Origin of the sequence: Campylobacter sp. RM9333, assembly GCF_020137705.1 — a bacterium.
In the GTDB taxonomy this organism is placed as follows: Bacteria; Campylobacterota; Campylobacteria; order Campylobacterales; family Campylobacteraceae; genus Campylobacter_E.
In genome coordinates, this window is record NZ_JACGAY010000002.1 from 74,449 (window position 1) to 95,370 (window position 20,922).

The following is a 20,922-nucleotide window of genomic DNA, read 5'->3' on the forward strand; positions in this document are numbered from 1 at the left end:
TGTGAATTTAATATTTAAAATATTTATTTGATTTTAGATACGAGCTAAAAATAAAATTAAGGGAAATAAAAAAGTGGCTCCGGATGTAGGATTCGAACCTACGACCAAGCGGTTAACAGCCGCCTACTCTACCGCTGAGCTAATCCGGAATAAGTAGTAATCGTTAAGTAAAAGCGTAATAATAGCCAAGAAAATTTTGTTTGTCAAGAGTTTTTTGAAAAAAATATAAAAAAATGTGAAATTTAATAAAAAATGCTTTTAGTCAAAATGATTTATTGACTTAAAAGCACTTATAAATTATAAGTTTTTAAATAGTTTATAAGCAGGATTTATAAGCAATGCAGCACAAAATGCTTTTGCTATATCAGTTACTATGAAAGGATATAACCCTATACTAAGTATTTTATCCTTAGGAACATAAAAGCTTAAAATAAATAAGCCACAAATATAAAGCACTGCAGTAGCTACTAGAGCATATAAACTTAACGCAAAGACATTGTTTATATCATGGTCTTTAGCTTTTCCCATAATATAACCCATAGCAATCAAACCAAAAATATACCCACCACTAGGGCTTAAAATTGCGTGCAAACCACCACCGCTAGCAAATACAGGAAAGCCACACAAACCTTCTAAAAACCATAAAATCAAACTAAATAAAGCTAGTCTTGAGCCTAAAGCATAAGATATAGTTAAAACCACCATAGTTTGCATAGTAAAGGGTATGATGTCTATGCTTATTTTTAAATTAGCAGCAAACGCTATTAAAATACTTGCTAGTAATACTTTAGCTGTATTGCTTGCGGTATTTTTCTTTAAGCAAAAACTTTTTAAAGCTGCTAACATAATCCCTCCTTTGTAAAATTAAAAAATGATTATATACTAAAAATAATATTTATAAAGGAAGAATTATGAAAAAACATTTAATAGCCACTAGAGTAGGGGCGTTTTATTTAGAAGATGATAAAATTACGCCTTTTATTTACGATGAAGCCCCGACTGATTTGATTAATCATTACACAAGCAGAATAAATCATAGCTCAAGAATTAAAAATCCTTGCGTTAGGCGTGGATTTTTAGATGGTTCTAAGGATAGATTAGATGATGAGTTTATAGAGATTTCTTGGGATAAGGCCTTTGAATTAATTGCAAATAATCTTAAAAAATATTATGAAGAATACGGCTCTAGCAGTATTTATGCTGAAAGTTACGAATGGGGTGGGGTAGGTAAAATCGGCTGGGGTAGAATGCTAATTCATAGACTTATCAATGCTCTTGGTGGCGGGGTCTTTGAGTTAGGAGATTATTCAACCGGCTCTGCAATAGCTAGTATGCCTTATGTTTTTGGCTCATCTTGTGTTTATGAAAGAGCAACTGATTATAAAGAAATAATCAAACACGCTAAAGTAGTGGTGTTTTGGGGAGCTAATCCTATTATTACAAGTAAAATTGCTCACGATATTCCTATGCACGAACACGAAAAATATCTAAAACAAATGGCTGAAAATAAAGATATTGAAGTAATTTTTATAGATATTAGAGCTAATGAGAGTGCAAAAATGATGAATGCAACAACTCTAACTCCTAATTCAAATTCTGATATGGCGATGGCTATTGGAATGTGTAATTATCTTTATACTAATAATCTTTATGATAAAGAATTTATAGAGAGTAAAACCACAGGATTTGATACATTTAAAGACTATTTTCTAGGTATAAACGACGGGGTAAATAAGGACTTAGAATGGGCTAGTAAGATTTGTGGTATTAGCAAAACTGATTTAGAAAATCTAGCCTTAAAGCTTAAAAATAATCCTAGTAATATTTTATTAGGTAGGTCAATTCAAAGACAATTAAACGGAGAATTTAACTACCTAGCAATAATTTGCTTAGCTGCTATGTGCGGACATATAGGCAAAGATGGTTTAGGGATTGAGTTTAATTTAAGCAGTGGTTGCAAGGGTGAGAGTGCAAAAAATACAGAAAAATTAAGCGATATAAATGCACTTTTAGGCGAAATAAAAGGCAAAAATCATTATATCCCAAGCTCAAGGCTTAGCGAGTGCTTATTAAATCCTAATACAAAAAGCACTTATAAAGATGAAGAAATCATCTATCCTGATATAAAATTAATGATAAATGCTTGTGGCTCATATCTTACCCATCAGCCAAATAGCAATGAGAGTTTAAAGGCTTTAAATAATCTTGAGTGTATTATCACACTTGAGCCTTTTTGGACGGCTCAAGCTAAGATGAGCGATATTGTTTTGCCTATTGCTATTGAAGGGGAGCGTTATGATATAGAGCAAAGCACGAATAAAGAAATAATTTTTGCACTAAAACCTATAAAAGAGCCTTTTTATAACTCAAAAAGTGATTTTGAAATATGCAAAGAAATAGCAAAAAGATTTAATAAATCTTATGAATTTTGCCGTGATTTAGATGAATTAGACTTAGTAAAATTGGCTTATTTAGATATTAAAGAAAGATATTTTAAAAAAGGAATAATTTTAAGTGAGTTTGATGAGTTTTTAGAAAAATCTTATGAAAAAGTGCAGGGCTTAAGCGAGTTAGAGCCTTTTACAAGATTTAAAAACATAAAAAATATTAATTTAAGTATAAAAAACAATATCGCAAAATACGAGCAAAAAGATGAGCTTTTAAGCGAATATCCTTTATTTTTAACTTCTGCACATAGTCCTTATAGACTTCATTCACAACTACATAATAGCGATATAAGAGATAGTGAAAATGATTTAGAGCCTGTTTATTTGCATAAAGATTTAGCTATTAAAAAGGGCATTAAGCAAGGAGATATTGTAAGGGTTTTTAATGATAGGGGTGAGATTTTAGTGGGGGCTAGAATAATTTGTGATATTAATCCTAATAATATTTTGATTTTTCAAGGTGCTTGGTGGCAAATTGATGGTAAAAGGTGCCTAAATGGAAATGTAAATGTGCTAACAAGCTCAAGCCCAAGTTCAGCGGTATCAAATAGCAACACAGCTCACACTTGTAAAGTAGATATAGAAAAATTTAATGGCACTAAAAACTGGGAGAAAGACTGCTTTAAAGCTCCGAAAATTATTAAGAATTTATAATTTAAATTCTTATTTTAATTATCCTAAAAACTAGGATAATTAAAATTCTTTTTTGTTTAAATCATCTAAAATATTGCTAGCTAGACTATCTACGCTATTTGCAGCTTTATTTGTATCATTTGCAATATTGTCATTTTCTTTACTTAGCTCATCAATTTCGCTTATGGTTGTATTGATTAGATTAATTGCTTGAGTTTGCTCATCTATACTCATACCAATATCGTGAATTTGTTGGACTAATAATTTTACATTAGCTTCTACTTGATTTAATGATGAGCTAGTGTTATTAGCTAATTTGCCAACTTCACTTGCAACCACGCTAAATCCACGCCCATGCTCACCTGCACGCGCTGCTTCAATAGCAGCATTTAAAGCTAATAAATTTGTATCTTCTGCAATGCCTCTAATAACATCAATAACGCTTTTTATGCTATCGCTTTGTTGGATTATTTCTTGGCTTTTTTGAGCTACTGCAGTCATTGAGCTTGACATTTGATTGATTGCTACTGCACTTTCTTCAAGGTTGTTTTTAGCCTTTTTGCTACCACCTAATAAAAGTTTCATATTTTCTTTTAAATTATTAGAATTTGATTTTAAAGTATTGCTTATATTTTCTTGAGAATAAAGCATATTTTTAATTTCTTGTTGCAAGGTATTTAGGCTATTTTCTATCTCTCCTATTGGGTTTTTTATATTATTTTTGAAATTCATATTTGAGTATTCTTTTAATAGCTCATCAATTTGGTTAATATCTTTTCCTATTTTTAGTTTTAGAGTTTGCAACATTTCTTTTAGAATTTCTTTTAATTCTTTTATTTTTGGATTGTAAGGTTCGCTGGTTATTTCATTGTTTAAACTACCTTGTTTAATAGAATTTGTAATATTTGTAATTTCATTTATACAGGTTTGGTCTTTTTCATAATTTTGCTTTAGTTCTAATACGGTTGCATTTATTTGCATAGCCATTTTGCCAAATTCATCTTTATTATTTGTGATTATTTTATCTACATCATTGCTTTTATATCTTAAAAAATCAAAAAAACTATTAAGACCAGTATTGATTAAAGTAAGGTTTTTAATGATATTTTTAGATATTACATAAGCTAAAAACATATTTAAAATTTGTGCTAATAAGGCTATTATTATTTGAATAATTATTTCTTGTTGAGCTTCAGACTTATTTATATTTGCTTTATTTAGAATTTGATTTGTTATTTCGTTTTCTAATTTTTTATAATCTTCTATCACATTAGTAGCTACTTGGAAAAATTCATTTGCATTTATATTAAAATTACCATTTATATTATTATTCATAGTAGTTGATATAAATTCTTGAAGTTTTTTATAACTTTCAAGATTTGAAAGATTTTTTAAATATTCATCTATAAAATTAATTTTTAATTCTTTTAATTCTTTTAATTTTCCAGAAATACTTGTATTTAGGTAACTAATGTTTGAAAAAGTGTTAATATCCATAGTATTTGCATTAAATACTCCGTTTAAAGTCCCCCTTAATAAGCCATATCTTTCTTTTGTAGTAGCTACTAAATTAAGAGCATCGCTTAAACTAGCATAGCTTTCATCAAGACTTTGAGAAATATCTTTAACTTTTTTGATTTGTTGATTTATTAAATTAGTATAATTTTGTAATACTACAGCTCTATTAGCCTTATTATCTACCATATTTCTTAGACTATCAACTTCGTTTTTTAAGTCGTTATTTAAAATAAATTTAGCTCTATGTTCTATTAAAGTTTGTTTATTTGCACCAGCTAAAAATCCTACGCTAAGCCCACGCTCAACTTGTAATAAGTGAATTATTTCGTTGGTTTGAGATATTATCTTTACGCTATCTTGTGCAGTTATTGAAGAATTATATGTCTTATAACTATTTTTAATTAGCAAAATATTATAAATTAATAATATAATTAAAAATGTGCTTGTAAGCAATAAAAGTTTTTTAGAAATAGATATTTTAGAAATCATAAGTCCCCTTAATTAATAGATTTAGATTTTTATTTTAAAGTTTTTTAAAGAATTATATAGATTTTAGGAGAATGGATGAAATTTTTTTTAATTTTTTGTATGTTTTTTTCAACATTACTAGGTAGCTCATTTAAAGGAAGTGATTTTGATGAGTTAAAAAGTATTGATGTAAGAGATTATTATATTAGCGAATATATTGATGGTATGGGTGCAAACTGGGATGGTAAAAAGTTATATAATAATCATAATCAAACTTATGAAATTAGCAAAGATTTTACAAAGGATTTTCCACCTTTTGAGATAAAAGGTCTTTTATTTTGTGGGACAGATTATTATGATACCTTTAATGATGTTATGTTAAACAAGCTTAAATGTGCTAAATTTTATGTGGTTGATGTCCCTAATCAAAAGGGAGATTTAAAGGATAGATTAAATTATTTAAGAGATTATTTAAAAGAACACCCTAATAAAAATATTACATTCGTAGTTCAGAATGAATTTAATAGTGAAGATGAATTTGTAGATTTTTTTAATGAAGTTATATTAAAAGAATCAGAAGGTGTGTATTTACACAAAAAGAATACTGATTATGATGTTCCAAGACAAGATAAAATAGTGCAAATTAGAAAGTTTTATAAAGATAATTGCGTTATATCAAAAACTAATTTAAACAATGAAGGCAAGCTAATTAATTATGAATGCCAATGGAAAAAGATTAACGCTTTAAGAGCCCTTACTAAATTTACTGATGAAAAATTAAACAATAACGAACTTACAACTATTACTATAGGCAGTGGTTTTAATATTAACGAAATAAATAAACCATTAAACATAGGAACCAAGATTGCATTTAAGTATTATAAACTTGATAAAGATGGAAAACCTATGCATAGCGTATTTATTAGAAGTTTTTAAGGAGTGGGTATGAAAAAATTATTATTTGTTGCTAGTTTTATTGCTTTATTTTTTAGTGCTTGCAACGATGAAGCTAAAACTACAAGTATTAAAACTGGAGATATATTAACTTTAAAAAGTTGGGATAATCAAGAAATAAAAATCAAAAGAGAAGAAAATGGCTTTAGTTTGGTTGATAGCAATAAAATTTTAATTATTGATATATTTGGGACTTTTTGTCAGCCTTGTAGAGCCGAAGCTCCAATGCTTTTTGATATACAATCAAAGCACTTAGATGATTTAGTGTTTGTTGGATTATCTTATGCAGAAGAAGCTGATAATGAAAAATTAAAAGAATTTGCAAAGAACTATAATGCGTATTATTTTTTAACAAATGATAAAAGAGCAGATTTGATAGTAGAAGCAATAACAGATGATATAAAATATAATACTCAGGTTCAATTACCTTTTAAAGTAATGTTAAAAGATGGTAAATATCAAAAATTAGGAAATGAGTATTTTATTTTAGGTAAAGCCGATGAAGGATTATTAAGAGAAAGTATAAATAAAGCAAAGGAAAATAAATGAAAAAATCTTTAATATTATTAAGCGTATTAGCTTTTTTTGGTTGTGCGAATACTAACAATGTTGAGGTAGCAAAAGAAGTGAAAAAATTAGAAAATAAAGAATATAAAATATCAAAAATTATAGTTAAAGACACAAATAAAGAATATAGCAATTCTAGTAATTGGTCTTTAATAATTGAAGATAATAAATTAGGAATGTTTGTAGGTTGCAATAGAATTTTTAGTGCTATAAAACAAGAAAATAATAATATTTATTATGAAAATCCAGCAAGCACAAAAATGATGTGTCCTAATCAAGTAATGGAAGTAGAAAACGCAGTTGCTAGTAGTCTTACAAGTATGCAAATAATAGAAAATGGCTTAGAAAACGATAAAGTAAAAATTATTTTTGAATAATGATTTTTCTAGCAAACAAACCAATTAATATTAGCTCTAATTCTTACGCTTTAAAATTAGGTAAAAAATTAGGGCTAAAATTAGGATATTCAGGCACACTTGACCCATTTGCTAGTGGGGCATTACTCTGTGCTGATAAAAAACACGCAAAATTATTTCGCTTTTTAAATCTTGAGCCAAAAGTCTATGAAGCAACGATTTGGCTTGGTGCAATTAGTCCTAGCTTAGATAATGAAAACATAAGCTTTTGTAGTGTTAAAGAGCCTAGTTTAGAACAAATTATGCAAGCTTTTGCTAAGTATCAAGGAGATATAACTTACACTCCGCCTATATTTTGTGCTAAAAAAATCAATGGCAAAAGAGCGTATGAGTTAGCTAGAAATGGCGAAAAGGTTGAGCTAAATGAGTGTGTAATGAGTGTAAAAGCGGAGTTTTTGCATTATAATTTCCCTTTTATTAGTTTTAGATTAAGTGCTAGTAAAGGCACTTATGTTCGTTCATACGCCAAGCTAATTTGCGATGAATTAGGTGTAAAAGGGACTTTAAGTGCTTTAAGAAGACTTAGTGAAGGCGGCTTTAAAGAATTTAAAAATTATGATGCTTTTGGAAGTGTTGATTTAGAAGAAAATTTTTATTTAGGCGATATAAACGACTTGCTATTGGGTAAAAAATTAAACTTAAGTGATTTTCAAAAACAAGATTACAAAATTTATAAAATAGATTTAGGAGATTGTTTTAGCATTATTAGATTAGATGAAAAAATAGAATATATTTTAAATAAGGTGGAAAAATGTTAGTAGTATCAAGAAATGCAGGTGAAGGAATAGTTATTGATGGTGGGATTAAAATTAAGATTTTTGAAATAAAGGGCGATTCGGTAAAAATCGGTATAGAAGCTCCTAAACAAACTTTAATTTTAAGAGATGAATTAGTAGATTCTATAAAAGATGAAAATATCCAATCAGCTGCATCTTCAAGTGAATTGTTAGATAGTTTAGTAAACTCACTTTCAATGTATAAAAAAGATAAATAATGAAAGCTTTTGCAAAGATTAATATATTTTTAAAAATTACAGGCAAAAAGGATAATTATCATCAATTAATTTCAAGATTTTATAGGATTGATAATTTATATGATGAGCTTTATTTTATACCTAAAAACGAAGCTAGGAATTTAGATAAAACTTTAATTCCTAATTCAAATTCTTTATTAAAAATCAATGGAATTACTTACGAAAATGAGTTTAAACAAGATGTTTTGATGGATAAATTTTATTTGATAAATGATAATTTAGTAAGTAATTTTTATTCTAAAAGCGATATTTTTTCAAAAGTTTTAAGTTTGATTGATGAGAATTTAAAACAAGAATTTCAAAATAATTTCGCTTTAGTTTTACACAAAAATATCCCTACTTTTGCAGGACTTGGCGGTGCTAGTTCTAATGCTGCTTGTTTTATAAAACTATTAAATGATATAAAGCCTTTTGATACTAAAGCAATTGCTAGGCTTAGTGGGGCTGATGTGAGCTTTTTTGAAAGTGGGCTAAAGAGTGCTAATGTTAGTGGATATGGTGAGATAATTGATGATTTTAGCGATGATTTATGCGATTTTTCATTAGAATTTAGCACACCTTGTAGCACAAAAGATGTTTTTAGCGAATTTGCAAAAGAGCCAAAATATTATGAAAATGACGAATTGAGTAAATTAAAGACAAAAGAGCTTTTAAATAATTTTACAAATTATGAATTAAATGATTTGCTAAAACCTTGCAATGCTTTATATTCTATCACTTTAGACTATGCTAATAAGGGCTTATTTTTAAGTGGTAGTGGGGGTAGTTTTTTTAAACTTAAATCATAATTTATCTAATTTGCTTTAGTTTAGAATTGTTTATTTTAAACATTTTTGATGAACTTTTTTGAGCTAAATCCAAATCCACAATTACATTGGCTATATTTTTTGCATAATTTATATCAAATTCATATCCGTGCAAATTTGCACTACTTGAGTATAAATATTTAAAATTCTTTAAAAATAAACTATGTTTATTATCATTTACTAGCCTAAATGATATTTGGTTTTTATATATAAAGGTTGTTTTTTTAGCCTTTCTTACTTGATTTTTAAATTTATTTGGAACTCTTGCAATGTTTTTAAGGCTAGTTAGATATGTGCTTGTGATTATGCAAGGTTTATTGATTTCTCTTTTTTTAGCTAAATTAATTTCTTTATAATCTTTACTTAAAAATCCAGCTGTAGTATCGGTTTGTGCTAGATAAATCATTTAACAAAACTTGGAATTTTATTTAATATCATAGTTGTAAAATCTATCATTTGATTCATCATCCAAGGCATTAAGAATATTATTATTACAACAACTAAAATGATTTTTGGTACAAAACTTAAAGTCATTTCGTTAATTTGGGTTGTCGCTTGAAATATACTTATTAAAAGTCCTGCAATAAGTCCAGCTAAGAGCATCGGAAGTGATAATAAAAGTGCTATTTTAAAAGTTGATACCCCAAGTGCAACTAAAGTGCTTTCCATATTAATCCTTATCATCAAAGTGTTAAACAATTTTAGGCAAAATTACTTAACTATTTATTATTAAAAAACAAGGAATACCCATTAGAAACGATTTTATTAAATTATTAAAAGAAATAGACATAAACCTTTGGCTACTTGTTTCTATATTTATTACACATTGTGTTTATTGTTTTTTGTTTTTAATTAATGGTATTTTTCCTATGGCTATTTTTAATATTTACTCAATAACGAGTTATTTTGTAGCAATTTGCTTTTATTTAAAAGACAAAATAACAGCAGCGTTTTTTGTAGCATTTGCCGAAATATTTTTACACCAAATTATGGGTTCTTATTATTTAGGGTTTGAAAGTGGATTTAGCACTATTATGATGTGCTTATTTTTCTTGCAATTTACATTTTTTAGCAAGTGGCTTTATAGAATATCAGTAAGTTTATTTTTGCTTTTTAGCATATATGGTTTATATTATTTTAGACATTATTTAGTAGGTGAATATAGTAATAGTCAAGATTTGTTTTTCTATATCAATACATTTTCAAGCTCTGTTTTTATGTTAATTTATGGTGGTCTTGCAACGGTTACTTCAAATAAAAAATTATCCGACTTAACTTATTTGGTTTATAGAGATTTTCTAACAGGTCTTTTTAATAGAAAATACTTTGAAGAAAAGATAATTCCTAACTTCAATAAAGATGAATCACTTTTAATAGCAATTTGTGATATAGATAATTTCAAAAGAATTAATGATACTTATGGTCATGATATAGGCGATATAGTTTTAAAAAGTGTAGCATCAGCAATTCAGTATGAAATGTTAGGGCTTAAAGGCGTTGTTTCTAGATGGGGTGGCGAAGAATTTGTAGTGAAATTAAATGTGAAAAACAATCAAGAAGCAGAATACTATATGAATGTAGTAAAAAATTCAGTTTCAAAACAAGAATTGAAAAAATATAACATAAAACCAACTATAACAATTGGTGGTATTTTTATTAAAAATCCTTGTAAAGATAGTTTTGAGCATTATTTTAAAATTGCCGATCAAGAATTATATTTTGGTAAAAAAAGCGGCAAAAATTGTGTAAATATACAAGTTTCATAATTTTTTTATAATTAAGTTTAATTTAAGAAAAAAAATATATAATTCTGTCTTTATTTCATAAGTGCGGGAATAGCTCAGTGGTAGAGCACAACCTTGCCAAGGTTGGGGTCGCGAGTTCGAACCTCGTTTCCCGCTCCATTATTTTACATATTTTGCCCAGATGGCGGAAATGGTAGACGCAAGGGACTTAAAATCCCTCGGTAGTTTTTACCGTGCCGGTTCAAGTCCGGCTCTGGGCACCATAAGGTGATATAGCCAAGCGGTAAGGCATGGGCCTGCAAAGCCTTGATCCTCGGTTCAAATCCGAGTATCACCTCCAATAAGGCTTTTGCAAAAAATCTTTTATCGCTTGTTTGATAATTTTTCGGGAGATGGCTGAGTGGTCGAAAGCGGCGGTCTTGAAAACCGTTGAGGTGCAAGCCTCCAGGGGTTCGAATCCCTTTCTCCCGGCCACTTCATTTTTAACAATCTTTTTCATTTTATATTTTTTTAAAAAAGTATTTTGTTCTAGCTTTTTTAGCTCCTTTGTTAGAAGAAAATATTTTAATTGAGTGTTGAAAAACACTCAATATATTTTAATTAGAATTTAATTCCGAATTGATTTATTAATAAACCATCAAGCATTCCATTAAATTGGTCTAAAAATCCCATTTCTTTTACTATTGTAAGTGCAAAATAAGATGAAGTGATAGGTCCAGCACTTGTGATTATATTTTTACGAACTACCACAGGCTCATTTAATCTTGTTCCTTTAATTCCTTCTTCACAACCTGGATAGCAAGTAAATTCATCACTTAAAACCCCAGCATTTGCTAAAACTATTGGAGAAGCACAAATTGCTGCTATTAATTTGTTTTGAGAATTTAAATCTTGTAAAATTGATTTGATTTTTTCACTATTTTTAAGGTTTGTCATACCACCAAAACCACCTGCTAGAGCAATTGCATCAATGTTTTTAGTATCAACTTCGCTTAGTTTTACCTTAGCTTTTAAAACCATACCAGTATCTAGTGTAACTTCTAAATTATCATCTAAACTAGCACAAATTACATTTATATTAGCTCCATAATTTTTCGCTCTTAGAAGAATATCAATAATGCTAATTAATTCAATATCTTCAGCTCCATTTGCCATAGGCACTAAAATATTTTTCATTTTTACTCCTTTTAATTAGATTAGAGAATAATATTAATTAAAATTAAGTAATTAATTGTTAATATTCATTTTCAAATTTTTTAAAAAGGATATTGATGGATACAACAATTCAAGATGTAAAAGCCACAACCACAGAAACTCTGAATAAACTAATTGATTTGCAAAGTGCAGGTTTTGATTTTGAAGGATTTTTCTTAAAATATGGTTTTAAGATTTTAGGTTCAATTCTTATTATTGTTTTAGCATTATTTTTAATGAAAGTTGTAGGAAAAATTTTAAGAGTTACTTTAATTAAAATTAGCACAGATGAGACTTTAACCAATTTCTTAGTTAAGCTTGTAAAAATTATAATTTTAGTTGTTGGAATTCTAGCAGCACTTAATAATGTTGGTGTTGATACGACTTCATTCGTTGCTTTATTTACAGCTACATCTTTTGCTATATCTTTTGCGTTTAAAGAAACTTTATCAAATATAGCTGCGGGTGTTTTGGTTGTAGTGTTTAGACCTTTTAAAATAGGTGATTATGTAAAATTTGGTGCAGGAGAAGGATTTGTATCTGATATATGTTTGTTTTCAGTTACGCTTAGAACATACGATAATACAAATATAATAGTTCCAAACTCAAAAGTTATAAGCGATAATATTTATAATTATTCTCGTGAAAAAACAAGAAGAATTGATTATTCTAAAGTAATTGACCCATCAACTTTATGTGATGTTAGAAAAGAAGTTGAAACAGCATTAGGTCAAAATGAATTAATTTTAAAAAATCCAGCAATTTATGTAGGGGTTAAAAATGTAAATGATGCTAATATAGAAATAGCAATTCAACTATGGGTAAAAAATGAAAATTACGAAAAAGCTTCAATGCAGGTAAATGAAGCACTTGCAAAGATATTTATAAAATAATTTTAGAATTTGAAATGAGATTTTTATCTTATTTCAAATTCTTTTTTTCACAATAAAACTTAAAACATAAGCAATCATAAAGCAAAAACAAGCAAGTAAAATTATACAAGCTCCACTGCTTAATTCATAAGCAATACTTAAAATTAATCCACCTAAGCAAAAAAATAGCGATAATAATACAGAAATAATCATCATAGATGAGAGCTTGGTGCAAAACATAGAAGAAATATAGCTAGGAATACAAAGCAAAGCTAGTATTAAAACCATTCCAACTACTCTTAAACTAATCACTATACAAACAGCGGCTGCAATTATTAGCATATAATAAATTAGATTTGCATTAACACCATTTGCCTTGCAAAACTCACTATCAACGCTAACTCCTATTAATTGTCTATAAAACACAAAAGCCATTATGATAAAAGCTATATCAGCACTTAACATAATATAAATATCACTTAATTCAACTGCCAAAATAGCTCCAAATAAATAGCTAAAAACTATGGAATTTGAATTAGGACTTAAATCGCTAAGCAATATCCCAACACTCATTCCAAAAGCCCATACTACACCAATTACAGCATCTTGATTTTTGTAATTTCTTGATAAATATGCAATCAAAACAGCACAAGCAATAACAAAGGCTAAAGTGCTAAGCATAGTGCTAACTCCAAAATAAAGCGAAATCCCAAGCCCACCATAAGCTGCGTGAGAAATACCACCTACCATTGCTACAAGGCGATTTGTAAGAACAAGCGCTCCTATAATCCCACAAGCAATGCTCACTAAAACTGCTGCTAAAATTGCATTTTGAATAAAATTATAATTTAGATATTCCATAATTTTCCCATATATCAACTTCGCATAAATTATTTTTATGCGTTGCTAAGTGTAATAATTTGTTGCTATCAAGACCTTTTGTGATTTTGTGTAAATGTGCGGTCTTGCTAATATGAATTAATTTATTTGCATACGAAGAAATTAAAGCTATATCGTGGCAAACACAAATTATGCTAATTCCTTGATTATTAAGGCTTTTTAATAATTCAAACACTTCTATTTGTCCTTTTGCATCAATACTAGCAGTAGGCTCATCAAGTAATAATAATTCACAGCCACTAAGTATTGCTCTAGCTATTAAAACTCTTTGTTTTTGCCCGCCACTTAAACTTGCAAATCTTTTATTTGCATAATCTTTTAAGCCTAATTTTTCAAGTGCTAAAAGTGCATTTAATTTATCTTGTTTTGAATTAAAAAAGAATGAATTTCTTTTTAAAGTTCCCATCAAAACTACATCTAAAACATTGATAGGAAAACTAGGATTTATATTAGCAACTTGCGGGACATAACTTAATTTATTTGTGTTTATAATAATTTCGCCTTTACTTGGTTTTAACAAACCCAATAAAAGCTTTAAAGTTGTGCTTTTTCCACCGCCGTTTGCTCCTATAATTCCTACGAATTCATTTTTTTCTACATTAAAACTAATATTGCTTAAAATCTCTTCCGTATCGTAAGAAAAGCTTACATTTTTTACTTCAATCATCCAAAAAATCCTATAAATAATCCAACGCATATTACAAATACAAGGCTTAAAATCTCTATTTTTGAGCTAAATTTAAATCTTGTTATTATAAATGCACTTAAAAATATAGCCAAACTCATACCTAATGCGATTAATAAAGCCGCTATAAAAGCTCTAGCACCTAAGCTACTTATAAAACCAATTACTAAAATAAGTCCAGGACAAGGCAATAAACCTATGCTAAATGCTAAGAAATTATCAAGAACTTTTTCTTTATTTACTACATTTAAAATTCTATTCTCATTAGCCACACTAAAGCTTTTTATATTATTTGGTGTTTTTGCAATTTGTGAAATTTGTGGTTTTTTTAGTTTTAAATAAAGCAAAATAAGTGCTAAGAAACTTATTAAAAATCCTGAAATTTTATTAAGATTTAAAAGATTAAATAAAGAGAAAAAACTAGCAATTATAAAGGCATTTACTAAGTGAATAAAACCTACTTTTAGACTAAAAAATAATATTTTTTTCTTAGAGTTCATAAAATAAGCTGCAGTTATGCTTTTTCCGTGACTTGGTAGTAAAGCGTGAAAAAAGCCATAAATTAGTGCGATAGGATATAAATATATGCTATTGTCTTTTAATAATTCAAGCATTTTGCTCTGTAATTTTGCTAATTTTTCTAATAAAATATCATAAAAAGATTTTGAAGTGTTGGTTTCAAATTCTTTTGATTTTTCTACTTTTTCATCTACTTTTTGAGCTATTTTTTCTATTGCATTTGCTTTTTGAAATTCATAATAAACTGCATTTAGATTAATGTTTTCATTAATGCTAAAACCATCTACTTTATAGGTATTTTCTTTTATTTTAAAATTAAAAAACCCATCTAAATCCTCTACCGAAAACATTAAAACTCTATCAATTTTAGGACTAAAATCATAATCTATAAAGTATTCTAAAAAAAGCTCCTTATCAAAACTTACTTTAATATCTTTAACAATAAATTTGATTTTTTTGCTTTCTCCGAATGGCAAATCATAATATTTTAAAGTAGTCAAAAAATCTCTAGGTAGTAAATAATCAAGCAAAGCAGCACGAACGGCTACTAATTCTTTTTCATCTAAATTCTTGTCATTATTTAAATCATAGCCGTCTAATAGTGTTTGTGAAAAATTAGAAGAAAATTCCCATGAAATGGAATTTCCTTTAAAGCTAACATGAGCAGTTGGCGTATATAAAGCACATAAAGCACAAGCGTATATATTAATGCTTAGAACAATTATCGTTAATAATTTTCGCAAAGTTTAAAAGCTCCTTAGATAATTCATTAGAAAGTTGATTAATTTCTACTAATTTTAATCCACTTTCCTTGTGAATGGTTTTTGCCAATTTATCATTAAATTGCGGTGCTTTTAAAACAAGGCAAGCTTTTTTATCTTTTGCAATTTCTATGATTTTTGCTAATTCACTAGGTTTTATTTCTTTACCTTCAAATTCTAAAGTATATTCAACAAGATTATATCTTTTAGCAAAATATCCCCACGATGGATGAGCGCTTATAAAACCTTTTACATTCACATTTTTCGTTAAATCATATATTTTTAAGTTTAATTCATCTAATTCTTTTTCATAATTTTTTAGATTTTCATCAATTGTTTTGCTTTCATTAGGAAAAGCTTCTTTTAAAGCATTAGCTGAATTTTGTGCAATTTGTTTTAATAAAATAGGGTCAGTCCAAATATGCACATCTAAGCCTGAATGCTCGTGATGATGCTCGTGGTGATGGTGCTCTTCTTTATGATTTGAGCCTATGTGATGAATTAAGTCTTTTTTAATATCTTTTACGCTCATATTTTTAGGATAATAAGTTGGCCAATTATCCATTTCTTTTAGCAATTCTTCTTGACTAGAGTTGCCAAAAAATATATGAAAATGTTCTAAATCTTTTGTAGGAGCGATATTGTGGTCGCTAAATTGCACATATTTAAAAGCCGCATCTTTATTGGTAGCTTCAAATAAATATCTAACACCTTTTTTACCTGATTCATAGGTTAATATTTTGTATCCAATATATTTATAATTTGATTTTTTACTTATACCATTTTGTATAAATTCCATACTATCTTTTGTAATGATTATGCTTTCTACATCTGTTTTATAGCCATTTAGATAATATTCTTTGTATTCTTGCTCGGTTTTATCTTTTTTTGCCTTTGATTTTAATTTGTAATATTCATCAAAATCCCCATCTTTAGCGTAAGGATAAATTGATTTCCAATCACCAATCCAATCACTTAAATCTCTATTTTTTACATCATTATCATCAAAAATCCCATTATATATATCATCATTATGTTCGTGATGGTGCTCGTTTAATTCTTTATGAGAATAATTATTTTTTTGAATATTTTCATCAGTGTGAATTATTTTTATATTGGTATTTTCGGCAAGTCTTTTAAGCCATATATCTTCAATTTCAACCCCGATACCTAAAAATACTTTAGCCTTACTAAGCTCCATCATTTGCTTTGGTTTTGGCTCGTAAGTATGTGGGTCAGCTCCTGCTGGCATAAGAGTTGTAATATTTGCATTTGGTAATAGTTTTTTAACAATTTCAACTTGTGGTAATATGCTAACTCCTACATTATTAGCTAATAAATACACGCTAGCTAATGAACTTAATAATATCTTTTTCATTGCAATTCCTTTTCATAAATGTTTTAAAGTTGCAAGTGTAGTAAATTGTTGCTTAAATGCAACTTAGTTGCAAAAAATAAATTAGGTTTAAATTTTAATTTTTTTTGCTATTATTTACGAGATGAATTCAGTAAAATTATTAAAAAAGCACGATATCGGTATTACAGAACTTAGAATTTTATTATTAGATGAGCTTTTAGCTGCTAAAGAGCCTATGAGTTTTGATGAATTTAAAACTAAGGCAAATAAAACTACATTTTATAGGACGATGGAGCAGTTTCAAAAGTCTAAATTGGTAAATAAAATTGATTTAGATGGCAAGGGTTATTATCAAATAAATAAAGGTAATAATGCACTTTTTGTGTGTGATATTTGTCATCATACTAAAGATTTGGAGTTTCCAACAATTAATAATTTAAAAGTTAATTCTGTCTTGGTAAAAGGAGTTTGTGAGGAATGCAAGGACAATGATGAATAAGATTATATTTTTAATTGTATTTATTGTTTTTGCTTTTGCAGATGAGAATATATATAAACCTTTAACTAGCATACCTTATGATAAAAAATTAGCTGCCGTTGGTAAAAGATTATATTTTGATGTAAATTTAAGTCCTAATAAAGTATCTTGCAATACCTGTCATAATTTAAATCTTACTGGTAGTGGGACAAATAATTCTGGTATAAATTCTGATAATTTAACAAACCCACCAACAATTTTAAATATTGTATATTCTAATTTGTTTTTTAAAGACGCAAATATTACTGATTTAAGAGAACAAATTAAACAAACATTAAAAGACGATATGAATATTACGCCTGATGAATTTAATAGTTGGGTTAAGTTAAATGTAACATATCAAAGATGGTTTAATGAAATAGGATTAGCCGCTAATTATGATAATTTAGTAAGTGTTTTGGTAGAATTTGAAAAAGCCTTAATAACTCTTGATGCTCCTTTTGATTTGTATTTAAAAGGAGATAAAAATGCTATAAGTGATAATGCTAAAAGAGGACTTAAATTATTTAATTTTTATGGCTGCTCGTCGTGTCATAATGGTAGTAATTTTGGAAGTAATATAATTGCTGATATAAATACTAGCTTTTCAGAAGGCTGTAAATTAGAAGATAAAAAAGTAAAAGTGCCTACTTTAAGAAATATTACAATTACCCAACCATATACATATCAAGGAGCATTTAATAATTTAGAAGATATTGTTAGAGTTATGTCTGCTTGTCAATTAGGCATAGTTATGCCAGATAAAGATGTTGATGATATAATAGAATTTTTAAAAACACTTGAAGGAAAAAGACCTAAGATTTTGGAAGAGAAATGAATAGAGAATATAAAAATATAGAAATAAAAACATTTGTTCAAAAGATTTTACAGATTTTCATTGCTGCAATGATGGTTGGCATTTTTGTATGCACTGGAATATTTTTTACCAAACTTCATCAAATAGATATTAATTACGATATAAATAATCATATACACGAAATTATGTTAGACAATCAAGAATTAATGCTAAATATAGAAAGACCAAGTATTTATGCAAATTTTGAAAATAGTGGCAAGAAGTTAAGTGAGATTGATGTTAAAACTAATGAGCTAATTCAAATTCTTAAAAACAATAAACAATTAAATGCTAATGAAGAAGAAAAAATTAAAAGTAGTATAGAAAAATTAAAACAATATATAAAAGATTTTAATAGTTTATTAGGGACTAGCGGAAGTGATTTTAAAAGCTTTAATGTGCTTTATTCTCAATCAAAATTGGTTGATGTAAAACAAAATGTTTTAGAGTATATATTTGCTACTAAAATTAGCGTGAGTTCAATAAAAGGATATATTGAGTTTTTAGACTCATTAATAGAAAATAATACAAAACAAATTATTGATTATAAAACACAATTAATTGAATTAAAACAAAATTATGCAAAAACCAAATTAGATAAAGATAAAGAATACATAGAGCTTTTAGAAGATAAAATATCAACTATTGATGATGAAAAAACATATTTAATATTAAGTAGAAAATTATTAGATGGAGTGAAAAAACTTCACGAAGAAAAAAATGAAATTAAAAATTTCACAGATTTTGAAAATATTTTAACTCAATTAAAATTGCAAGTTTTAAGTAAAATTGAGCATTTAGAAAAGACAAATGACCAATTAGTTTTAGTTGGTGCAATTTTTGCAGTTTTATTAATATTTACTACTTTTATTATTTTTAAATATAGCCTAGATTTAACAAGTGCATTAAATATTTTATATAAAGCATTTTTAAATTCTCCAATTCAACAAGTTTTAATAAATACAAAAAATAAAAAGAATTTATATGCTGAATATGTAAATGATACTTTTACATTCAATGTTCATGCACCAACCGAACAAAGTGAAAGTATAAGAAAAGCACAAGCGGTGAATTTTTATGATTCATTAGATGGAATTATTGATTTGACTGATAGTGCTAAAGGGTTTGATTATGGAACGCTAATTCAAGAAAGTCATAGCAAAATCCAAGCTTATAATGAAAATGATATTACAAGTAGAAAAGAAACTAGATTTTTCTCTGTATTTAGAAAAAATTTAGGTGATAATATTGAGCTGATTAATAAAGTTGATGTAACTAAAAAAATCTTACAAATTAAAGATTATAAAACCAAGCTTGATAATATGCAAAAGAAATTAGATACAGATAGCTTAACAGGTTTATTATCTTTACAGGCTTTACAAGATAGGGAATTAAAAGACGATAAAGCTAATAAAAATAATATTTTCTTATATTTAAAAATTGATAATTTCAATGATTTAAGGCTGAATTATTCAACTATTATGATTGATGAGATTATAAAAGTTTTTGCAAATTCTTTAAAAAATGCTTTAAATGTGAAAAATAACGATGAGGTATTAAAAAGCACTAGTATTTATCATTTGCAACTAGATGAGTTTTGTATAGTTTATAAAAACCACGAAGAAGCTATGGCAGCAGCTGATTTGATACAAAATCATTTTAAAACCCAAACAATGAACTCTACACGGGGCAAAAAAAATAAATTTGAGTTAAAAATAAATTCTGGTATGGAACTTAAAGACTTAGAATTAAATATCGGAATTTCAAGTGAGCGTGATATTAGAAAGTCAAATCAAGAGATTATTAATAGACTTGCACAAGCAATCTTAGCAAGTTATGAGACTATTAAAACAAAAGAGCCTTATTGTGTTTATAAAGAAGGTTTAAGTATAGAAAAACAACACGCAGAGCAACAAAGAGTAGTAGGTCAGATAAGATATGCTTTAGAAAATGATAAAATATTTGTGGTTTGTCAAGGTGTGCATAATTCTATTACAAAAGAAGTTTCTTATTATGAAGTGTTAGTAAGGTTAAGAGATGAGCATAATAATATAGTATCACCGGGACTTTTCTTAGATGTAGCAAGAAAAGTGGGTCTTTATAAAGATATTCAAGAAGTAGTAATTAATAAGGTTTTTGATTTGATAGAGCAATATCCTAATGCGAATTTTAGTATAAACCTAGCTAACTCTGATATTATCAATAAAGAAACTAGAGATGTATTTGAAAATAGATTAGAAAAATGCTCTCGCCCAGAAGCTTTATGTGTTGAGATATTAGAAAGCGAAAGTATTGATAAATATGATGATTTATCAAATTTCTTAAAATCAATTTCATTTAGGGGTTGTAAGATAGCAATAGATGATTTTGGTAGTGGATATTCAAACTTTTATAGATTATTAAAAATTAAGTTTGATTACTTAAAAATTGATGGCTCAATTATTGAAAGTTTAGTAATTGATAATAATGCTAGAACCGTTCTTGAAACTCTAGTAGGATTTGCCCATAAGCAAGGTTATGAAGTTGTAGCTGAGTTTGTAAAAAATCAAGAAATTTTAAAAATAGTTCAAGATTACGGAATAGAAAAATCTCAAGGGTATGAGCTAAGCAAACCTGAAGAACCACATAATATTTTTATTTAGAATTTAAAATAGGAATTTGAAAATCTATTAAA

Annotated in this window: 21 protein-coding genes, 5 tRNA genes and 1 pseudogene; 16 read left to right on the forward strand and 11 right to left on the reverse strand. The window is 27.5% G+C overall.

The genetic code is table 11. The features are described from left to right. Positions 1-74: 74 nt before the first annotated feature. Together AVBRAN9333_RS01385 and AVBRAN9333_RS01390 are read right to left on the reverse strand one after the other, a co-directional pair. A tRNA-Asn gene (locus AVBRAN9333_RS01385) sits at positions 75-149 on the reverse strand. A gap of 148 nt (positions 150-297) precedes the next feature. Continuing rightward, positions 298-846 carry a biotin transporter BioY gene (locus AVBRAN9333_RS01390; RefSeq protein WP_214116243.1) on the reverse strand — a complete coding sequence of 183 codons (549 nt, stop codon included), beginning with the start codon at positions 844-846 and terminating at the stop codon, positions 298-300. 65 nt (positions 847-911) lie between these two features. On the opposite strand from AVBRAN9333_RS01390, the gene AVBRAN9333_RS01395 reads away from it, so the two are divergent. Then, complete coding sequence (locus tag AVBRAN9333_RS01395) at positions 912-3,101, forward strand: molybdopterin-dependent oxidoreductase (RefSeq protein WP_336609298.1); 2,190 nt, start codon at positions 912-914, stop codon at positions 3,099-3,101. A 39-nt stretch (positions 3,102-3,140) separates the two neighbouring features. On the opposite strand, the gene AVBRAN9333_RS09520 is transcribed toward AVBRAN9333_RS01395, so the two are convergent. Together AVBRAN9333_RS09520 and AVBRAN9333_RS09525 are read right to left on the reverse strand one after the other, a co-directional pair. Beyond that, on the reverse strand, positions 3,141-4,214 hold the full coding sequence (locus AVBRAN9333_RS09520) for a methyl-accepting chemotaxis protein (protein WP_442862220.1): 1,074 nt from the start codon (positions 4,212-4,214) through the stop codon (positions 3,141-3,143). Positions 4,215-4,313: 99 nt separating this feature from the next. After that, positions 4,314-5,087 (reverse strand): annotated as a pseudogene (locus AVBRAN9333_RS09525) (nitrate- and nitrite sensing domain-containing protein); the annotation flags it as partial. A 75-nt stretch (positions 5,088-5,162) separates the two neighbouring features. On the opposite strand from AVBRAN9333_RS09525, the gene AVBRAN9333_RS01405 reads away from it, so the two are divergent. From AVBRAN9333_RS01405 to AVBRAN9333_RS01430, 6 genes are read left to right on the forward strand one after another with little or no spacing between them, the layout of a single operon-like run. Then, on the forward strand, positions 5,163-6,002 hold the full coding sequence (locus tag AVBRAN9333_RS01405; protein ID WP_239803170.1) for a hypothetical protein: 840 nt from the start codon (positions 5,163-5,165) through the stop codon (positions 6,000-6,002). 9 nt (positions 6,003-6,011) lie between these two features. Continuing rightward, positions 6,012-6,569 (forward strand): TlpA family protein disulfide reductase, encoded by a 558-nt coding sequence (locus tag AVBRAN9333_RS01410; RefSeq protein WP_214119653.1) that lies wholly within the window; start codon positions 6,012-6,014, stop codon positions 6,567-6,569. Further along, positions 6,566-6,964 (forward strand): META domain-containing protein, encoded by a 399-nt coding sequence (locus tag AVBRAN9333_RS01415; protein WP_336606976.1) that lies wholly within the window; start codon positions 6,566-6,568, stop codon positions 6,962-6,964. The genes AVBRAN9333_RS01410 and AVBRAN9333_RS01415 overlap by 4 nt, the downstream gene beginning before the upstream one ends. After that, on the forward strand, positions 6,964-7,761 hold the full coding sequence (gene truB, locus AVBRAN9333_RS01420) for a tRNA pseudouridine(55) synthase TruB (protein ID WP_336609300.1): 798 nt from the start codon (positions 6,964-6,966) through the stop codon (positions 7,759-7,761). Before AVBRAN9333_RS01415 ends, truB begins: the two co-directional genes overlap by 1 nt. Further along, complete coding sequence (gene csrA / locus AVBRAN9333_RS01425; RefSeq protein ID WP_336609301.1) at positions 7,755-7,997, forward strand: carbon storage regulator CsrA; 243 nt, start codon at positions 7,755-7,757, stop codon at positions 7,995-7,997. Before truB ends, csrA begins: the two co-directional genes overlap by 7 nt. Continuing rightward, positions 7,997-8,824 carry a 4-(cytidine 5'-diphospho)-2-C-methyl-D-erythritol kinase gene (locus tag AVBRAN9333_RS01430; protein ID WP_336609302.1) on the forward strand — a complete coding sequence of 276 codons (828 nt, stop codon included), beginning with the start codon at positions 7,997-7,999 and terminating at the stop codon, positions 8,822-8,824. The genes csrA and AVBRAN9333_RS01430 overlap by 1 nt, the downstream gene beginning before the upstream one ends. 1 nt (position 8,825) lies before the next feature. Here the strand turns inward: AVBRAN9333_RS01430 and AVBRAN9333_RS01435 are convergent, their stop codons facing one another. Both AVBRAN9333_RS01435 and fliQ read right to left on the reverse strand, forming a co-directional pair. Beyond that, the gene (locus AVBRAN9333_RS01435; RefSeq protein WP_214150053.1) at positions 8,826-9,248 is read right to left on the reverse strand and encodes a Sua5 YciO YrdC YwlC family protein; all 423 of its coding nucleotides are present in this window, start codon (positions 9,246-9,248) and stop codon (positions 8,826-8,828) included. Further along, positions 9,245-9,511 (reverse strand): flagellar biosynthesis protein FliQ, encoded by a 267-nt coding sequence (gene fliQ, locus AVBRAN9333_RS01440; protein ID WP_214116269.1) that lies wholly within the window; start codon positions 9,509-9,511, stop codon positions 9,245-9,247. Before fliQ ends, AVBRAN9333_RS01435 begins: the two co-directional genes overlap by 4 nt. A gap of 200 nt (positions 9,512-9,711) precedes the next feature. On the opposite strand from fliQ, the gene AVBRAN9333_RS01445 reads away from it, so the two are divergent. The 5 genes from AVBRAN9333_RS01445 (at position 9,712) to AVBRAN9333_RS01465 (ending at position 11,061) form a co-directional block, all read left to right on the forward strand. Further along, positions 9,712-10,608: a GGDEF domain-containing protein gene (locus AVBRAN9333_RS01445; protein WP_214116278.1), complete on the forward strand. Its 897-nt coding sequence runs from the start codon at positions 9,712-9,714 to the stop codon at positions 10,606-10,608. Between the two features lie 63 nt (positions 10,609-10,671). After that, a tRNA-Gly gene (locus AVBRAN9333_RS01450) sits at positions 10,672-10,746 on the forward strand. A gap of 16 nt (positions 10,747-10,762) precedes the next feature. Next, positions 10,763-10,850, forward strand: a tRNA-Leu gene (locus tag AVBRAN9333_RS01455). A 3-nt stretch (positions 10,851-10,853) separates the two neighbouring features. Continuing rightward, positions 10,854-10,927, forward strand: a tRNA-Cys gene (locus tag AVBRAN9333_RS01460). 46 nt (positions 10,928-10,973) lie between these two features. Then, positions 10,974-11,061 (forward strand) — tRNA-Ser (locus tag AVBRAN9333_RS01465). Positions 11,062-11,187: 126 nt separating this feature from the next. Here the strand turns inward: AVBRAN9333_RS01465 and AVBRAN9333_RS01470 are convergent. After that, positions 11,188-11,763, reverse strand: a complete 576-nt coding sequence (locus AVBRAN9333_RS01470; protein WP_214119649.1) for a DJ-1 family glyoxalase III — start codon at positions 11,761-11,763, stop codon at positions 11,188-11,190. A 95-nt stretch (positions 11,764-11,858) separates the two neighbouring features. On the opposite strand from AVBRAN9333_RS01470, the gene AVBRAN9333_RS01475 reads away from it, so the two are divergent. Further along, positions 11,859-12,674 carry a mechanosensitive ion channel family protein gene (locus AVBRAN9333_RS01475; protein ID WP_336608006.1) on the forward strand — a complete coding sequence of 272 codons (816 nt, stop codon included), beginning with the start codon at positions 11,859-11,861 and terminating at the stop codon, positions 12,672-12,674. A gap of 33 nt (positions 12,675-12,707) precedes the next feature. Here the strand turns inward: AVBRAN9333_RS01475 and AVBRAN9333_RS01480 are convergent, their stop codons facing one another. The 4 genes from AVBRAN9333_RS01480 to AVBRAN9333_RS01495 are packed head-to-tail and all read right to left on the reverse strand — an operon-like array spanning position 12,708 to position 16,896. Next, positions 12,708-13,514, reverse strand: coding sequence for a metal ABC transporter permease (locus tag AVBRAN9333_RS01480; protein WP_442862216.1), 807 nt, complete (start codon positions 13,512-13,514; stop codon positions 12,708-12,710). Further along, positions 13,495-14,220 (reverse strand): metal ABC transporter ATP-binding protein, encoded by a 726-nt coding sequence (locus AVBRAN9333_RS01485; protein ID WP_214116301.1) that lies wholly within the window; start codon positions 14,218-14,220, stop codon positions 13,495-13,497. Before AVBRAN9333_RS01485 ends, AVBRAN9333_RS01480 begins: the two co-directional genes overlap by 20 nt. Beyond that, on the reverse strand, positions 14,217-15,500 hold the full coding sequence (locus AVBRAN9333_RS01490; RefSeq protein WP_336609303.1) for a hypothetical protein: 1,284 nt from the start codon (positions 15,498-15,500) through the stop codon (positions 14,217-14,219). The genes AVBRAN9333_RS01485 and AVBRAN9333_RS01490 overlap by 4 nt, the downstream gene beginning before the upstream one ends. Further along, complete coding sequence (locus AVBRAN9333_RS01495) at positions 15,463-16,896, reverse strand: metal ABC transporter solute-binding protein, Zn/Mn family (RefSeq protein ID WP_336609304.1); 1,434 nt, start codon at positions 16,894-16,896, stop codon at positions 15,463-15,465. The genes AVBRAN9333_RS01490 and AVBRAN9333_RS01495 overlap by 38 nt, the downstream gene beginning before the upstream one ends. A gap of 121 nt (positions 16,897-17,017) precedes the next feature. Between AVBRAN9333_RS01495 and AVBRAN9333_RS01500 the strand changes: the two genes are divergently transcribed. From AVBRAN9333_RS01500 to AVBRAN9333_RS01510, 3 genes are read left to right on the forward strand one after another with little or no spacing between them, the layout of a single operon-like run. Beyond that, complete coding sequence (locus AVBRAN9333_RS01500; RefSeq protein ID WP_214116307.1) at positions 17,018-17,374, forward strand: transcriptional repressor; 357 nt, start codon at positions 17,018-17,020, stop codon at positions 17,372-17,374. Further along, a complete protein-coding gene (locus AVBRAN9333_RS01505) occupies positions 17,367-18,230 on the forward strand; it encodes a cytochrome-c peroxidase (protein ID WP_214116310.1) in 864 nt (287 codons plus the stop codon). Before AVBRAN9333_RS01500 ends, AVBRAN9333_RS01505 begins: the two co-directional genes overlap by 8 nt. Further along, a complete protein-coding gene (locus AVBRAN9333_RS01510) occupies positions 18,227-20,890 on the forward strand; it encodes an EAL domain-containing protein (protein ID WP_214150050.1) in 2,664 nt (887 codons plus the stop codon). Before AVBRAN9333_RS01505 ends, AVBRAN9333_RS01510 begins: the two co-directional genes overlap by 4 nt. The last annotated feature ends 32 nt before the right edge of the window (positions 20,891-20,922 follow it).

Coding starts and splice junctions, on each gene's coding strand:
- AVBRAN9333_RS01390 (WP_214116243.1), bottom strand. CDS start 846: ATGTTAGCAGCTTTAAAAAGTTTTTGCTTAAAGAAAAATACCGCAAGC.
- AVBRAN9333_RS01395 (WP_336609298.1), top strand. CDS start 912: ATGAAAAAACATTTAATAGCCACTAGAGTAGGGGCGTTTTATTTAGAA.
- AVBRAN9333_RS09520 (WP_442862220.1), bottom strand. CDS start 4,214: ATGTTTTTAGCTTATGTAATATCTAAAAATATCATTAAAAACCTTACT.
- AVBRAN9333_RS01405 (WP_239803170.1), top strand. CDS start 5,163: ATGAAATTTTTTTTAATTTTTTGTATGTTTTTTTCAACATTACTAGGT.
- AVBRAN9333_RS01410 (WP_214119653.1), top strand. CDS start 6,012: ATGAAAAAATTATTATTTGTTGCTAGTTTTATTGCTTTATTTTTTAGT.
- AVBRAN9333_RS01415 (WP_336606976.1), top strand. CDS start 6,566: ATGAAAAAATCTTTAATATTATTAAGCGTATTAGCTTTTTTTGGTTGT.
- truB (WP_336609300.1), top strand. CDS start 6,964: ATGATTTTTCTAGCAAACAAACCAATTAATATTAGCTCTAATTCTTAC.
- csrA (WP_336609301.1), top strand. CDS start 7,755: ATGTTAGTAGTATCAAGAAATGCAGGTGAAGGAATAGTTATTGATGGT.
- AVBRAN9333_RS01430 (WP_336609302.1), top strand. CDS start 7,997: ATGAAAGCTTTTGCAAAGATTAATATATTTTTAAAAATTACAGGCAAA.
- AVBRAN9333_RS01435 (WP_214150053.1), bottom strand. CDS start 9,248: ATGATTTATCTAGCACAAACCGATACTACAGCTGGATTTTTAAGTAAA.
- fliQ (WP_214116269.1), bottom strand. CDS start 9,511: ATGGAAAGCACTTTAGTTGCACTTGGGGTATCAACTTTTAAAATAGCA.
- AVBRAN9333_RS01445 (WP_214116278.1), top strand. CDS start 9,712: ATGGCTATTTTTAATATTTACTCAATAACGAGTTATTTTGTAGCAATT.
- AVBRAN9333_RS01470 (WP_214119649.1), bottom strand. CDS start 11,763: ATGAAAAATATTTTAGTGCCTATGGCAAATGGAGCTGAAGATATTGAA.
- AVBRAN9333_RS01475 (WP_336608006.1), top strand. CDS start 11,859: ATGGATACAACAATTCAAGATGTAAAAGCCACAACCACAGAAACTCTG.
- AVBRAN9333_RS01480 (WP_442862216.1), bottom strand. CDS start 13,514: ATGGAATATCTAAATTATAATTTTATTCAAAATGCAATTTTAGCAGCA.
- AVBRAN9333_RS01485 (WP_214116301.1), bottom strand. CDS start 14,220: ATGATTGAAGTAAAAAATGTAAGCTTTTCTTACGATACGGAAGAGATT.
- AVBRAN9333_RS01495 (WP_336609304.1), bottom strand. CDS start 16,896: ATGAAAAAGATATTATTAAGTTCATTAGCTAGCGTGTATTTATTAGCT.
- AVBRAN9333_RS01500 (WP_214116307.1), top strand. CDS start 17,018: ATGAATTCAGTAAAATTATTAAAAAAGCACGATATCGGTATTACAGAA.
- AVBRAN9333_RS01505 (WP_214116310.1), top strand. CDS start 17,367: ATGAATAAGATTATATTTTTAATTGTATTTATTGTTTTTGCTTTTGCA.
- AVBRAN9333_RS01510 (WP_214150050.1), top strand. CDS start 18,227: ATGAATAGAGAATATAAAAATATAGAAATAAAAACATTTGTTCAAAAG.